Raw genomic sequence first — 17,100 nt, forward strand, 5'->3', positions numbered from 1 at the left:
TTCCCTCCTCATGCTTTAGGAATATTGTATCATATCTACCGTTGGACCTTTTTGATAAGTTCTTTGAGCACTTTTTTATCTATAGTAATACTCTTATCTCCGTTCTTTCTGGCATAAAGTTTACGTACCATCTCTTCGATCATTGGATCTTCATTAATATGCGGGTAGAGTATCTGCAGGGCTTCATTGTTGCCATATACTCTTTTTTTATGCTCTGTTCCCGCCAAGAACTTGAACAAAAGGTACATCACCAACATTCCACTGCCAAAAGATACAACCAGCATCCACCATTCATTAGGCTGTGATTCTTGAGTCTTTGTACTTACTTCCATAGGTACGGCATTTGGAGAAGACTGCTCAACCTTTGATGCTGAATTGGCAGGCGGTGTCGTTGCAACCAGAGCATTTGTATCCCCTTTTACCTTGATATCATACGATGCGATCTTCATCGTCTCCAGGCGTGAAGTATTAGGATTGTATACAGTAAAACTATGAGACGGAATAGTAAAGTCCTTATCCGAGATCATTGCAAAGCTTATCGTATATGTGCTGTAGAGTACACCATTTTCCACTTTGCTCTCTACCTTAGCATCATCGGAAAAGATCGTCACGCCATCAATCTCATAAGGCGGAAATTCAAAATCTTCCAGATTCCCTTTTCCTTCTATCTTGATTGTAAGATTAACAGGTTTATTGACCTGTGCCTCAGTAGTATCCACTGTTGCATCTAGTGTAAACTCACCGATAAGATCACTCTTTTGAGGCTGTGGTTTTACCTTGATCATCAGATCATTAGAGGCAATATCATACCATTGTGTTGCGTAACGTCCAAAAAAATCACGACGTCTGAGATCAGCCTCTCCCAGTTTTGCTGTTGCAGCACTGATCGTAAAATTCCCCTCACTTTTTGTGGTTAAAAGATACTGTTTTTCTACTACGGTGTAACCGTTTTGGCGATACTGTTTTGGCTCGCCTAGAGCTTTGCTGTAAAAGTCAGGCATCAAAGGATCTACAAAATCCGAGAGCTTCGCACCTTTTATTCGATCAGAAATTGAAACATAGAGATTAACGACAAAGCTCTCTCCTGCCATCACTTCTCTTTTATCACTTTTTAGTTCAAACGAGTAGAGTGCATTGGCTTTTAATTGAGGAGCTTTTGATGTAACTACTTTAATGCTTATCGGTTCAGTCTGATAGTTTTTACCATCGATCATAACCGTATATGAAGGAATCGTCAGATCTTTTTTGGGTACAAAACCGATGATTTTTGTAGTGATCTTCTCACTTTTCATTTCACCGTTGATATAGGTCATGTTTCGACTGCTTTGTATTGACGTTCCCACTACCGGTGTGCCATCTATCTCAGAGATCTGTGGAAACTCTATTTCATCTCCTTCGGCTCTGATCTGCAATTGAGCAACATTGCCTTCCATCACTTCATTGCTTGAAACACTTGCACTTACACCTGCACTGTAAACAAACTGTGCTAAAAGTGTTAAAAAAACGATCACTCTACCAAGGGTTTGCATGGCTTTTCTCCTCTTCTTTTTCGCTACTCATCTGATACATCATTGTAGGCATCTTCTGAGCTCCCATCTTCTTCATCAGTCGTTTCATCTCTTTGGCCTTTTGTTTTTCTGCTTCACTCATCTGTGCCTGAGCACCTGAAGTAGACTGTTCCTGCTGTTTTTGCTCCTCAGACTTTTTCTCTTTGGCATTTTGCTGTTTTTGTTCTTGAGCCTTCTGCTCATTTTCTTTCTGTTTTTTAGGCTCTTCTTTTGGGTCCTTACCCTCTTTTTTTCTTTGATCCTCTTTACCTGTTTGACCAGGTTTGTTCTGCTGATCTTGCTGTTTTTGCTGGTTGTTCTGAGGTTGATTGTTTTGTTGTTTTTTTTGTTCCTGATTGTTTTTTTGCTGATCCTCTTTTTTTTGCTGATCCTGCTTTTTTTGGTCTTTATTTTGCTCTTTTTTCTGTTGCTGGTTCTGATCTTTTTGATCTTGATTCTGTTGGTTTTGCTGATTTTGCTGTTGCTGTTTTTTCTGTTCTTCTTGTTGTTTCATTTGTTTTGCCAGATCAAGATTAAAGCGCGTATCCTTATCCTCTCGAATCTCCAGTGCTTCCTCATAAGCTTTTATGGCATCATCCCATGCTTTTTTTTGAAAATAGCTGTTACCGATATTGTGTTGTTTGATTGCTTCATCAATACCTTGTGCATTTTCATATGATTTGATTGCTGCATCATAATTTTTTGATTTGTATTGAGCATTACCGATATCATACTTGGTTTGAGGCAAATCCTTATCAAGTGAATTGAAAAGAGCTTCACTCTTAGTATACTCTTTTGCTTCATACGCACTTTTTGCTTCCTCAATGGTCTTAAAGTCCGTCAGTCCGGCCACAGCAAACGTAGCAAAAGAGTAAAGACAAATACTCACAAATCGTTTCATCTTCTTCTCCTTGGGATAGAGCTTAAAGCGATAAGCAACAGTAACAATCCTGCTCCTAAAGGATAGTAGAAGAGCTCTACTCTCTCTTTGATCCTTACTTCACCTTGCTGCTCGTCATGGTACTTATTTTTAATATCTTCAGCCAGTTTCTGTATATCCTCTTTACCATGACCGGCGACTATACCTTCACCGCCGCTTTTCTTTGCTAAAGAAAGCAATGCATCATTTCTCTGAGTGATAGCAATAGTACCGTCTTCCAGTATAAATGGTTTTCCTTCTCTTGTCAGTACCGGTGCTCCTTTGGTCGTACCGACAAGTACAACATAAAGATCTATTCCGTTCTGTTCCAGAATATCAGCGAACCCTGCAATCGCCTCTTCATCCCCGCCATCTGTAAAAAGTACGACGATCTTCGGCTCTTTTTTATCCAGTACTTCACTTGCCAGCATACCAAGTTCACTAAAATTGGTTGAACCCATATTGATATAACTGTCATCTACTCCTTCTACCATCATCTGAAGTGTCTGTTTATCAGCGGAAAACGGAGCAAGAATAAAAGATGAGTGTGCAAATGCAAGTACACTGATCTCATCACTAGGCATCATTTCAAAGAATTCAAACATCTTCTTTTTAGCAAATTCCAAACGATTTGGGTAGAGGTCTGTACTGCGCATTGAACCGGAGATATCGAGTCCGACCAGCAGTGTCAAACCTTTGACATCTACTACTTTGTCTCCTTTTTCTATCACAGGACGTGCCAATGCCACAATCATCAAAAAGATAGCTACAAACATCGTCATATTACGTATCATCAACGGGATTGTCTCATCACTGGCACTGAGACGTTTGAGTACGTTCTCATCAAACACACGTGAAAGTTTCTCTTTATTGGTAGAGATCAAAAGCGCAAAGATGATGAAAGGGACTATAAGTATCCAAAAAAGATAAGGATTTGCAAACGTCATCTTACACCCCCTTACTGTTTCTAAAATAGATAAAGAAAAGCAGGCTTAGAATTGCAAACAACAGAGGATAGATATAAAGATAAGTGTGCTGTACTACCCGCTTGTCATCGATCTTGGTGACTTCAAGTTTATCGATCTCTTCATAAATACGGTTCAGCTCGCTTGCATCTTTAGCCCCATATGCCTGTGTTCCTCCTGCATCTGCCAACACTTTGAGGTAGTTTGCATCATAATCCCTGTTTGGATATCCAATCCCGATCACATAGAGTTTGATATCCTGTTTGTTGATCATCTTCACTACATCTTCCAGCGGGATCTTACTACCGTTATCCATACCGTCAGTCAGCAAGATAGCGATCTTGGATTTGGATTTGGATTTGCTCATCATATTGTAACTTTGCACCAAAGCATCCTGAATGGCTGTACGTTTTCCGTTGATCATCCCGATATACTGCATAGATATGATCTTCTGTAAAAACTCCTTTTCAAACGTCAACGGAGAAGCCACGAAGGAGATTGCTCCAAAGCTCACTAATCCGATACGATCATTTTCACGTTTACCTATGAAATCCTCAACTACCTCTTTAACCACTTCAAACTTATTTTTCAATGGATCATCAGCATCAAATCCACGCTGCAGCATAGATTCACTTGCATCTGTGATCAGTACGATATCACGTCCCTCTTTTTTAGTATTGGTATAGCTATGGGAAAGTACCGGCGAAGCCAGTGCAATGATCGCCGAAACGATTCCAAACCATTTGAGAAATTGAAGTAATGAACTTTTATGTACACTGCTGGCTACCAGTTTTTGCACATGGGGGAAGAAGATCGCGCGACTTCTCTCTTTACACCATTTTGCACAGATCAAAAACGGAATGATCAACAATAGTAAAAAGGGAAACTCAAAACTAAATTGACTCATCCGTAATCCTCACAAAGAGATGAAATTGATTGAGTGTATCTTGGTCCACATCATTAACCATTTTCTTATATTTGTACTTTTCCAACATCGGTTCAAGTTGACTGAAAAGTTCTTTTCTTCTCTCATCGGTAGCCAACAATCTTGCATATTTGGTTGCCTCATATGCAGCATGCTTGCTATCCGTCCAATCTATCTGCTTTAGTCTTCCCAAATACTCTTTTGCAAGGTTGATCTTACGGTTCTCCCAAAACTTTTTTACTACGAAAAACAGTATCCCCAGTCCCAGTAAAACAAAAAATCCTATCAAACCCCAATAGACATAAAAGGAGTTGTCCGGTATCTCCAAAAGCGGCTTGATATCTCTTAATTGTGCAGACGGATCAGATGGCTGTTGCGGGTTCATTATACTCTCCTCATTGATTTCATCAATTTTAATGCAGGGTCTTCATGTGTATAGACTTTGACAAAGCGTACTCCCTGTTTCTTAAACTGTTTATACAACTTCTCATCATTCTGGTGGATCGCTTTTTTATATGCATTCAAAGCGCCTGTATTGATATCACTTTCGAAACTTTTTTTGCTCTCCATATCAATCAGCCTTAGATAACCAAGTTCGCTTGGATCTTCTTCAAACCGATCCCTGATGATCACAGCAACAACATCATGTTTTACACTCAAAAGTTTGAGATCGATATCTCCGATAAAGTCTGAAAGGATAAAAAGCAAAGACTTCTTTTTGAGACGGGTGTTGAGCATCTCTGTGAGTTTGTCAAAATCTGATTCTTTTCCTAACGGTTCAAACTCTGTGACATCTTCTACTGCTTTATGAATAGAGAAGTGTTTTTTACTTGGTTTACTGCGTTCATAGAGCGTATCGGCAAAAAGAATATGGGTAAAAAGATCACTGTTTTTCACAGCAGAGAATCCAAGGGTTGCAACCAGTTCAGCCATAATATCACTCTTTTGCTTCACGGTGCCAAAGTACATCGACCCGCCAAGCATCGAAACTACCACAACATTGAGTTCCCGTTCCTCTTTATAGATCTTAACATAAGGTTTTCCCAGCTTCGCCGTGGTCTTCCAGTCGATCTTTCTGACATCATCGCCATAAACATATTCTCGGAGTTCTGCAAACTCAAACCCCTCACCTTGGAATAATGAAGCATTATTTCCAAGCATGTCACCATAGACCTGCTTTTTGGTTTTGAGAACGATCTTTTTAGCTGCTTGATTCATACTTTGATACCTATGGGATCGGTACTGCCGCTAAAATCTTTTCAATGATCATATCTTGTGTGATATCTTCAGCCTGTGCTTCATAGCTGAGGATGATACGATGCCGAAGGACCTCTTTGGCGATATATGCCACCTCGATAGGTGAAACATAATCCTGACCTTTTAAGTAGGCAATTGCACGTGCAGCCTTATACATATCGATACTTGCTCTTGGACTTGCTCCAAACTCAATATAAGATTCAAGCTCTTCAAGCCCATATTCTTTTGGTTCACGTGTTGCATGCACCAGTTCTATGATATAAGCTTCAACCTCTTCATCCATATGTACCCCAAGTGCTTCTTTACGGATCGTCTCAAGATCATCAAGACTTGCAACCTGATGGATCTCCTCAAAACCGTTATTGGCTACCCTTCGGGCGATCTCCAGCTCCTCTTCTTTTGTGTTATAGCCTACCACTACTTTCATCATAAAACGATCCAGTTGTGCTTCAGGAAGCTCATACGCTCCCTCTTGTTCTACTGGGTTTTGTGTAGCCATAACCAAAAAAGGAAGATCGATCTTAAAAGTATCATCACCGATGGTCACCTGACGTTCCTGCATTACTTCGAGTAATGCCGACTGTACCTTCGCAGGTGCACGGTTGATCTCATCGGCCAAAAGAAGATTAGTGAATACCGGGCCTTTTTTGATCTTGAAAGAGTTATTGGAAGGATCATAGATCTCTGTTCCTATAATATCTGAAGGAAGAAGATCTGGAGTAAATTGTACACGCTTAAAGTTCAGTCCAAGTGTCTTAGACAGTGCGTTTACCGCTGTAGTCTTTGCCAGCCCGGGAACACCTTCCAGAAGGATATGCCCTCTACATAAAAGACCAGCCAACAATCCTTCAACCATTTTATCTTGTCCGACAAGAACTTTGGAAATTTCTTTTTTAATATTTTGTATGACCTGACTCAAAGTACGCTCCTAATCGAATATTAGAAAAAAGTATACTTATGTCAAGTTAATTGAAAGTAAATCATACCTCTATAGGTATAAAAAGTTTAAGAAAAGAGCTTTAGAAGGTAGTTTGTAAACACTACCTTCTTTCTTTTTAGATTATTTAATTAGAAATCGTATGTTACCCCGAAACTAATCACATACAGATCAACATCACCTCCACCGGCATTTTGTTTGTTCACCAAAGGTACTTCGTAATCTATAAAAATTCCCCACCCCTTCTCCTGATCTGCTTGACCGTCAAATGCTCTATCGTAAATTGTGTATTCTTCTTTATCATCTTCTTTACCTGAAAGATCATATTCAATACCTACACCCCACGAAAAACCGCTCTCATCCATAGCTGCTCTCTCATACGATCCGCCGATCTTTGTCTTACCGTATCCTAAAAGTCCATACACATTGAAATCTTCACCTACCGGAGCCATTGGTTTAAGAAAGATTCCAAAATGGTGTTCAAGCTCTGCGCCTTCGGCTTCCCAACCTGTCCATATACCTCTGGCTTCAAGCCCGATATGCTGGTTATACTCATATCCGCCACGAACCATCATTCCGTAGGTAATATCTTCAAACTCACAGTTGCTTCTGCATCCATTATAGTTGAGTTTTACCAGACCTACCCCCATGTACCAAGGAGATGGATCACGAAACTGAGGGATCTCTGCTACCGGTGACAGAACAGGAGCAATATTCTTTCCTCCTGCATACAATGTATTTTGTAGGACCATCGCTGCTATTGTTGTCCATACAAGTTTATTTCTTATATCTCTCATCCTAGTACCCTCTACTTTCTTCTTCTTTTCTTATAAAGTACAGCCCAGACAAAGCTGTCATAAGTGCCATAAGCAGCATGCCGAGACTACTCATCGTATCTCCACTGTCTGATTTTTGCGGTGAATCACAATAGCTCACGGTCAGTGTTGCAAAATTGGATTTTGTGCCACTGTAATCTACTACACTGTACTCAATTGGGGTAGGATCATCTTCAAAGCCGATTTCAGGTATAAACATCACTGTTCCATCCGTATTGACGATCCACTCTCCCTCTCCCGGTACGATCAAAGACTTGTTATCATCACTCATTTGCGCATTTGGAAGTTCATTTATAAATCCATCCGGTAAATGAAGTACGACGCTTGAGGTGTTAATGTCCCCGTTATCGTTGTACAGATCATTGAGTGTCACTACTGTACCGTAGTCATTATCCAATCTTTCATCATCACGTACCAGTAGTGGGTAGTTAATCGTTACAGTTGCACGGTTAGTTGTATTGCCTTTGCTGCATCCTACTTGATATTCAATAGGCGTAGGGTCACCCACAAAACCTGAATCAGGGGTAAAGGTGATATCACCTTTAGTATCTACCATCCATACACCTTCTCCCTCTACAACCAACATATCTGTAGTGGCGTTCGTTTCCGGATCTATAATCGTTACAAATATCAGATCACTACACAAATTCTCTTCAGATGCACAATACTCTGTCAGTTCAACAGAATCAAAACACAGACTGTCATTATCCAGCACCGAGACGCTCTGTGGTGTACCCGGTGCATCCGGTGTATTAAGTACATCATCGACAGCTGCAGGATAATGAATGACCACCTCAGCGATATTAGAGGTATTGACTGAACCGACAGCATTTTCTTCACTGACCGTATAGTGGATAGGTGTTGTATATCCTGCAAAATTTTCTACTGGAGTGAAGGTGATCGTTCCATTATCTTCTACTCTCCAGATCCCCTCACCCTCTACTACCAACTCTTTACCACTATTGATCACACCTGCATCAACGATCACTACACTTAGAGGATCAAAAGGTTGAGAGGTGTTAATATCATTTGCGAGTATTTCAATATTGATCACTTGATTTATCACGCCTGTTGCATTATCATCATTGGCTACCGGTGGATAATCTACGGTGATTGTTGCCTTATCATAGTTACCCCAACTGTCTTCAACAATGTACTCTATTGGTGTTGGATCACCTACAAATCCTTCTTCCGGAGTAAAGATGATCACACCATTTTCCACACTCCAGGTACCTTCACCTGGAACAACAAGCTCATTGATTTCATTGCCTGTATTTGGATCGATAATACGAACCGAGTTTACATCTAGAGCTGACGTACCGTTACTGTCATTACCTGTTACATCTAGTTGTACCGGATCCCCTGTCTGCCCGGAATGAATGTCATCATTAGCCGTAGGCCCTGTATCATCATTTTCGATGATACCTGTTCCTGTATCAGATGTATCCCCGACTTGACCGCTGTTGAGTGTACTTACAGACAGTGTAATAGTCTCATCTGATTCTATATAGCCATCATTTGTAGTAGGTACTTGTACAAGAACACTTGTACTGCCAGCAGGAATCACTACTGTGATAGTTACCGGTATATAATCACTGTCAGCAGTTGTAGCTGTACCGTCACTTGTAATAAGCGTAAGGTTTATATCTTCATAACTTAGATTGGTAAGGTTCACCTCAAAGCTTAATATATCACCTTCAATTTTGCGTTCATCACCGATGATGACATTTGGTACAGTATCATTATCCATGATCGTTCCAGTACCGTTATCATCATAATTACCTACACTTCCGGCATCGACACTTTTTACTGCAAGTGTCATATATTCATCCAGCTCGTAGGTCGTATCTTCCAGTGAAGGGATAATAGCTTGTACACTTGTCTGCCCGGCAGGAATCGTTACACTGATAGATGTTCCGTTGTAGTCTGTCCCTGACAGTGCTGTAATATCAGCCGTACCCAGTGTCAAATTGATATCTCTACTGTACGGGTAGGTAAGATTGACATCAAATATAAGATCTTCTCCTTCATAAACCGTGACATCTCCTATGATCACATCAGGAGCAGCAACAATTTTCACAGTTACTGCCGCTGTTGCTATATCACCGTTCTCATCTACGATCGTATACATAAACGTATCAAACCCGCTAAACCCAGGGTTTGGCGTATAGGTTATAGAAGCATTTGCTTCGATTACCACCGTACCGTTTGCAGGGTTAGTTGCATCAATGACTGTCAAAATATCATTATTAGGATGGGTATCATTGTTTGATATACTGATCGTTACCGGTATATCCTGATCTGTTGTCTGGGCATCTGCTACTGCATTTGGCACAGGATCCAAAATAGCTGCCACCCGTATAGACACAATGGCTGTATCTACTGATCCTTTCTCATCGGTGATCTCATAAATAAATGTATCATAACCTACAAATCCCACTGGTGGAGTATAGGTTACTGTCCCGTCAGGATTGACTACAACTATACCCCCTAACTTACTTGTTTCATTGATATCTGTAATATTGAAGTCGTCTCCTTGAAGATCATAGTCATTGATCATCACAGGGATATCTACACTTACATTAATCTGTGTAGTCGCACTGTCTGCCACTGCTGTCACTGAATTACTTGAAAGGTCATCCAGATCCGTTACAGTGATTACAACAGTTGTTGTGTCTGTACCGCCATTTCCATCACTTATCGTATATGTGAAAGTGTCCACACCTGTAAAATTATTCTCCGGGGTGTAGATCACTGTACCATTTTCATCCCAAAAAACTGTTCCATGACTGCTGCTTGTATCAACATTAATGATCACCAACCTATCATATTCAGGATCATGATCATTATTCAAAACCGATACGGACACAGGTGTATTGATAGGTGTAGATTGAGAATCTTCCTCCGCAACAGGCTGTGTAATAAGTATCGTTATATTTGCATCATCACAGTTACTTGGATTGATCTTATCACATATTTTATACAGAACTGTATACTCACCTATTGCGATACCTGAAGGTACTGTGACATTACCATCCTGATCAATACTTATACCGTTCACTCCTCCATCATCAATCACAGAGATATCTACATCCCCTGCATTTACCTGCACTGAATTAAGTAGATCATTCGTAAGTACATTTCCAGCGATACCTCCTGCTTGTGCATTGATAGGATTATTGCGTAAGTCATCATCTACTGCATCGATAACCGGTGCCAAGACTGTAACCGTTACATTGGCATCATCACAATTTGTTTGATTTAGATTTTCACAGATCGTATAGGTCTCACTATAGGTACCTGCAGGAGTAGCGGAAGGAACTGTAGCAGTACCTGTGAGAGGATCGACATCTAGATATGGTGTTAGATCTGTAACATTAGTGATATTGGCATCATTACCCAGTGTAAACGCTATGCCATTTAGTGTATCATTCGCAGTAACATCTACGATAGCTGTTCCACCACTATATCCATCTACAGAATGATTGCTGTCATTATTCGCAATGATAGGTAAAACTGCAGCTGGAACAGAAATAGGTGTCGTTGCATTATCCTCCACAGGTCCAGGTACCTCTGTAGTGCTCACAGATGCTACGTTTACCAGGTCAACACCCGCATTAATGTCTGCCTGCTTTACTGTATAGCTTGCAGTGTAGGTCCATGATTCTCCCACATCGAGTATACCTATTATGCCTGCATCACCTGTCGGTAAACCAAGTGCCGGTGTTGACCCATCTGGCATCGTATCAGTGATATTGATACTTGTCAGTGCAGTATTCCCTGTGTTGGCTACGACGATCTCATATACTAATACCTGATCAGCTGCTGTAACCGGATTTGCTCCAGATGTCTGTGTCTTAGTTACTGTAAAGCCAGGACTTGCAACTAATGTACTGTATGCATTCAAATCTTCTACATATCCGCCTGCAGGTACAGTCACAGTGGTTGGATCAGAGTGCCCACTATATAAGGTTAAACCAGCATCTATAGCATTTGTATCATAATCTACGATCCAGTTCCCTGCTTCTACAGTACGAGAGAAATATCCATCGGAGTCAGTGAACACAGTATAATATCTCGAACTATTGCTATCATCAGTGATATTTACTTCTACTCCAACAAAAGGAACATCTCCAAAATCATAAACATGATTGTTGTTTGTATCTTCAAAGATGTATCCCTCTATCAAACCATCTGCACCGTCAATAACAGTTACATCTTCAGCAGTACTACTTAGTTCATCATACTGTGTTACAGAGATATTGGCCTCACCAGTTATAGCATAGACAGCATTTTGGTATGTTGCAGCACCAACCGTATTGTCGATCTGTGCTGTAAACTCTATTGTCACAATTCCACTTGCTGGCACTTTGATCCCGCTCCATATAGGTTGTGAAGGATAAGTCGCATCTATTGTTACAGGGGAAAGGCTGCCATTGATATTTGTTGTAACATGATAAACAAATCCTGCTGGAAGTATATCTGTAACATTTACATCAGATACATTGATATCCAATGTATTGGTAATAGTAATCGTATAATTGACATTTTCAGTAGCACTTGTCGGTTGAACAACCAACGGTGTTGATGTACTCTTTGTGACTTTGATCCCACCAAATACAGTTGTTATCTCATCACTGTTATTACTTTCCGCATTGTCAACTGTGTCATTGCTTACGATATGCGTAGTAAGTGTATAATTTCCTCTAGTTGATGGGAAAACAGTGATCTGATAACTACCGCTCTGATCCGGAGTTACCGTTCCGATATTCCAAACCACATTACCACTGTTTCCTTCTGCAGGGTTTGCATCTGCCGGTATTTCTGAAGCATAGTACTCCATACCTGTCGGGATATTCACTGTCAAATTGGTATCGGTAGCATCAGAATCACCATGATTGCGATATACGACATTGTAGATGACACTACCAATAATACTATCTCCTGTATTGACGGTAACAGCATCAGCAAGTTCTATAGTCGATCCTGTGATTGATAGGATTTCCGTATACAGCCCTCCTATCTTAATCACATCTCCTGTTGAGAACCCTGCAGTATCATCAATTGTTATTGTAGTGGCCCCTGATACATTCTGTTCTACCGTCGCCATAGGATAAGTACCACTTACTGGGCCAGAGATATCAACTGTAAGATCTATACCCGCATTTACTGTAACTCTAGCATTATCTATATCACTTAGTGCATTGCTTGCAGAGATTGTTGCCACAGCCATAATATCGGTCGTACCACTAGGCATAGTTTCAGCAATCACCGCATCAAAGGTAAATGTACCGCTTTCTCCTGATGCTAAAATATCCAGATCATAGATAATCTGATTGTTCGTACCATCAAAACTTACACCTGCAGGTAGTGAAGCAGGGTCTATCATCGTATAGTTTGGCGCAGGTATCACTATCTTTGTATTATTTGCATCTGCTGAACCTGTATTATTATAATCTACCGTACAGGTGATTGTCTCACCCGGAAACTTCGTATCGGAATCCGGTACAATAGAGATATTAAGTACAGGGTTACCGCTCAACGTAATACTAACCGTATTACTCGTACATCCAGATACGTTTGTAGCTGTACAATACTCATTATCAGAAATTACCGCAGTATTATCAAGTATCGTTACCCCTACTGGTACACCTGAAGAAGAAGCCTTCATCTCATAAGTCAGCGTCGCTACCTCTCCTTGAGCCAAACTACTGATCTCCCAGCTTAGATCAGGAGTGTTAATATCCGATGGTACTACAACCCCTGAACCATCTGTACTTCCAGCAATCGAACTATCCACGTAATCAAAATATGACTTTTGGGGGATTGTATCTGTAACTGTGATACCTGTTGCTTCTCCACCGGTATTGACAACTTTCAATGTATAAGTAAGTATCTCTCCTGCACTCACATATGTTTTGTCAACCGTTTTACTTATTGTAAGAGACGGTGCCATGGATGAAAGCGGACCTACACTTGTCATCGCTGTATCATTTACATCTTCTGCATTGTCACTGCTTAAAGCAACAAAGTTACTCAGGGTACCTGTTGCTGCAGCGCCAATGACAGCATTGATAATGACCTGACCGCCTGTACCGCTGGCAACTGTACCGATATCAAATGTAGCTACCTGTCCAACGTAGGATGTTACGGTAGGTGTAGAACTTGTGATCGTAACATTTGACGGAAGTATATCTGTAATAATCACGTTGGTCACATCTGTTCCACTGATATTTGCGTAGTCGATCGTATATGTCACAGCAGTATCTATACCTGCTGTGACATTGGCTAGGTCAACTGTCTTGGAAATACTCATAGCAGCTGGAGCTGTCTTACATAAAAGTGATCTGTTTTGCATATTATTGACGTTGAAAGAGAGCGTTGTAACTTTTGATGATGTCGCATTAATATCCCAAAGTATACGGTGTCCTGCCGGGATAGTATATGGATTGGTTACACTCATTAAGATCGTTTTATTTGAATTTCCGTTTGAACCGGCAGTCAGTCCTGACTGAATCAGTATAGTCGTCCCATCAGCCGGGTTATAATCATACACTGCCACGGTAAAATTAACATTTGCAACAACAGATGACGTATAATTTAATAATATTTCAAAACGTGTATAATCAGCGCTGTTGATGGCAGTGGATGCCACAGGTTCCATATAATAGGTTCCAACATGCTCAGTAGCGTTGTTTGTACTAAAGGTCACGTTGTGTTCGGTCGATGCATTTATGATCGAACTTTGTGCCAATAACTGTGTACCTGCATTTCCAACATCACCGGTAATATCCGTATAATAAAATGCCTGACAGGTCTCACTATCAATACCTACATCTTTATAAGCATCTACAGAGCCACCGCCTGCAGGTCCGCTCCATGATAACTCTGCATTGTTTCTGGCTGGGTTTTCACCGGTAAATACACCGGTAACCAGAGCATCTTCTGTTGCCTCTGTAATAATAGTCACACTGCTGCTACTGCCTGCTGCAACCGTTCCAAGATCCCACGTATATGTTCCATCACCATTGTCTATTGCGGAAGGCACCGATGAAATATAAGTCATTCCTATAGGCAAAGTATCAGTAAGCATCACTCCCATAGCATCAGCATCACCGTAATTTGTATACGTTAAGGTATATTCAACATTATTATTTAAAGAAACAAAGTCTATATCAGAAGTTTTTTCTAGAGTAAATGCTGCGATAGGTATATCTACACCGATCTTGCTCTCTGCAGTTTTATTGACATCAGATCCATCCGGCGCAGTGACGGTAAGTATTGCACTATTAAGCAGAGTTGTAGAGCTGTATGAGATATCTACGGTAACATTCATCTCAACCGATCCGCTTTCAAATGCACCCAGGATACCTAGAGGTATATTGATAGTATTACCCATACCGGAACAGTCTATTGCGGCTCCCCCATTAATCGAGTAGGTATTACAACTCACACCTATAGGCAAAGTGTCGTTAAGCTCTGTACCCGTCACCACGATACTAGAGTCATTGGCATATCCTAAAGTATATACAAGACTTTCACCGGGTGCGACAAAATAGCTGCTAGGTGTTTTAGAGAGGGAAATCCTCGCACCATCCACGTGTATAGGTATAGGATCACTCAAGATTGTCCCATAGCTGGTTTGTGCATATGCAGTATTTGTATATGATCCTGATGTAGTTGTTGCTTGTGCAGTAAATATAAGTTTGATTTGACCACCGTCTGGAACGATCTCATCAAAAGACCAGCTTATTGTTCCTGTCTCTCCTGCTAGAGGAGCAGAACTTGTAGTAATAGGTGCTCCGTTATGCTCAAGACTGACTAGGCTTTTATAACTAAAGCCGTTTGGAAGCACATCTGAAATTTGTGAGACATAAAGATCAAAACCTGTAGAGTTATTGATATCAATCGTAAAGTTAACATCCTCACCTGCAAGAAGATTTTCTATAGATGCGTATTTTTCAATCGTAGGTGCAACACCACAGGTATTGACTGCAAGCGATATACTCTTGACACCAGTGATATCCGGATTTGCATGCCAAATCTCATTTCCATCGGTATAAGTTGCCCCCGCAGCCAGGATAGATGCGTTTACTTCTGCTTCAGAAAGATATGAGAACGTACGATTGATTTTGGCACTGGCATTCATATCATCATCTACTATTGTAGGATTATCGATTGCCTGTACCCCTATAAGGTATTGCCCTTTAAATAGCTCTGTAGAGTCCCAGTTTACCATCCAGTCTGTAAAGCTTGTTCGTATTGCAGGAGCTGCTATCTGTGTCCACTCATTTCCATCATTGGCTACACCATCACCATTGTCATCTCTATAATAGAAAAATATTACATCACTTACCGATGATATAGCCTCTCCATCAACAATAGCAATAACATCTTTTACTTTCGCAGTCAAAACTGTCGGATTACACCCGCTTGCCCCTATATCATCCACAATAGGCTGCTCGTATGGTTCTTCCTTACTGAAACTGATATAGTCGCCAAATGGTCCGGGTTTATTGGGATCAGCTATCCAATCGTTATTGATAGCACAATCTTTTTGGAATGGATTGTTCAAGCTGTTTGCCGTACAAAAAAGCATAGAGATAGGAGTATCTCTTTCAAGCTTTGGTCCTCCATAGCTGGAAGCATCTATCATAGACATAGGAATCTGATAGTCGATATAGTACTCTTGACATGGAGAATCTTGATTATACGAAGAGCGTGTAGTCCCATAGTCCCACACCTTTTTCGTATCAGGTGCTGCAATAATTGTACTCCAGTCTGTTGTTGGATTAGCAGCATTTCCATCGAAATTCAATATAGTTGAACCATCAGTAAAGGCAGTTGGATTATGTCCCAATAGTTTGATATTTTCAGGATCATTTATATAATCAATTGACTGGGTAGGAATATTGCCATAAATACCAAAAATTCTATCTATCGCTACGCCAGGGGCACCGGATGATCCATCCAGATGTGCCGCAATATCACGATACCCATCTCCGTCTATATCGAAAAATACTGTCCATAACGCTGATCCCCAAGGATCTACATTACTATATGCTCCTGCGTTCGGTCCTGTGGCATAGGTATTGGCTATTTGTTCCACCCTCCAACGAAACATAATGACATCATTTGCAGGATCAGTAGGATCTTTATAGAGATAGTAGTAGATACTTGGTTCAGCCTTGTCTGTACACGATGAAGCGATATTTACATAGTTTTGAGGACGTGTACCACCATTGGAAGTGTCGCCTGTACGTGGATCATTAATGCTCTCACCAAAACGGCTATAAGGTTTCCATTCGTTCTTTTGCGGCCATGGTGCAGGCTTGAAGTGGACTGCCGCACCATCCCCGTTTGTCCCCCAGGCAGGAGGATAAGGATCAGCATTCAGCTGTATTGAAAAAAGTATAAATACAAATACAAAAAAACGATTGAGTAATGACATGGGTCTCCCTTAAATTACAGATGTATAATTTATTGGTAACCCGGCTGTCTAAGATGATAAAGAAGCTACTTTAACGCTCTGATATATAGACCCGTGGCTTTCCGTCCTATCCTCACGAATAGTTTGGCTTTGACAATATTCCTCTCCTGTAGTGACTAAAATAACGCGCAAGTATAACAGTAGAATGTTGCCGAAATGTCACAGTTTTAAAAATATATCATAAAAATAGATTTTTTTAATATAACGGGGAAATTTACATTTTT

At 40.6% G+C, this 17,100-nt stretch carries 9 protein-coding genes and 1 riboswitch; all 9 genes read right to left on the minus strand.

Annotated features, from left to right (window positions below):
• Positions 1-35: 35 nt before the first annotated feature.
• Positions 36-1,529, minus strand: coding sequence for a BatD family protein (locus tag PGH07_RS03890; protein ID WP_289412676.1), 1,494 nt, complete (start codon positions 1,527-1,529; stop codon positions 36-38).
• A complete protein-coding gene (locus PGH07_RS03895) occupies positions 1,513-2,448 on the minus strand; it encodes a tetratricopeptide repeat protein (RefSeq protein ID WP_289412677.1) in 936 nt (311 codons plus the stop codon). Before PGH07_RS03895 ends, PGH07_RS03890 begins: the two co-directional genes overlap by 17 nt.
• Positions 2,445-3,413 (minus strand): VWA domain-containing protein, encoded by a 969-nt coding sequence (locus PGH07_RS03900; protein ID WP_289412678.1) that lies wholly within the window; start codon positions 3,411-3,413, stop codon positions 2,445-2,447. The genes PGH07_RS03895 and PGH07_RS03900 overlap by 4 nt, the downstream gene beginning before the upstream one ends.
• A gap of 1 nt (position 3,414) precedes the next feature.
• Positions 3,415-4,338 (minus strand): vWA domain-containing protein, encoded by a 924-nt coding sequence (locus tag PGH07_RS03905; RefSeq protein WP_289412681.1) that lies wholly within the window; start codon positions 4,336-4,338, stop codon positions 3,415-3,417.
• Positions 4,325-4,741, minus strand: a complete 417-nt coding sequence (locus PGH07_RS03910) for a hypothetical protein (RefSeq protein ID WP_289412682.1) — start codon at positions 4,739-4,741, stop codon at positions 4,325-4,327. The genes PGH07_RS03905 and PGH07_RS03910 overlap by 14 nt, the downstream gene beginning before the upstream one ends.
• Positions 4,741-5,574 carry a DUF58 domain-containing protein gene (locus PGH07_RS03915; protein WP_289412683.1) on the minus strand — a complete coding sequence of 278 codons (834 nt, stop codon included), beginning with the start codon at positions 5,572-5,574 and terminating at the stop codon, positions 4,741-4,743. The genes PGH07_RS03910 and PGH07_RS03915 overlap by 1 nt, the downstream gene beginning before the upstream one ends.
• A gap of 10 nt (positions 5,575-5,584) precedes the next feature.
• On the minus strand, positions 5,585-6,532 hold the full coding sequence (locus PGH07_RS03920; protein WP_289412684.1) for an AAA family ATPase: 948 nt from the start codon (positions 6,530-6,532) through the stop codon (positions 5,585-5,587).
• 149 nt (positions 6,533-6,681) lie between these two features.
• Entirely contained in the window at positions 6,682-7,347 is a 666-nt protein-coding gene (locus PGH07_RS03925; protein ID WP_289412685.1) for an outer membrane beta-barrel protein, read from the minus strand.
• A 1-nt stretch (position 7,348) separates the two neighbouring features.
• The gene (locus PGH07_RS03930) at positions 7,349-16,837 is read right to left on the minus strand and encodes an Ig-like domain-containing protein (RefSeq protein WP_289412687.1); all 9,489 of its coding nucleotides are present in this window, start codon (positions 16,835-16,837) and stop codon (positions 7,349-7,351) included.
• Between the two features lie 31 nt (positions 16,838-16,868).
• A riboswitch (cyclic di-GMP riboswitch) is annotated at positions 16,869-16,975 on the minus strand.
• Between the last annotated feature and the right edge of the window lie 125 nt (positions 16,976-17,100).

The organism is Sulfurovum zhangzhouensis, assembly GCF_030347965.1.
Lineage (GTDB): Bacteria > Campylobacterota > Campylobacteria > Campylobacterales > Sulfurovaceae > Sulfurovum > Sulfurovum zhangzhouensis.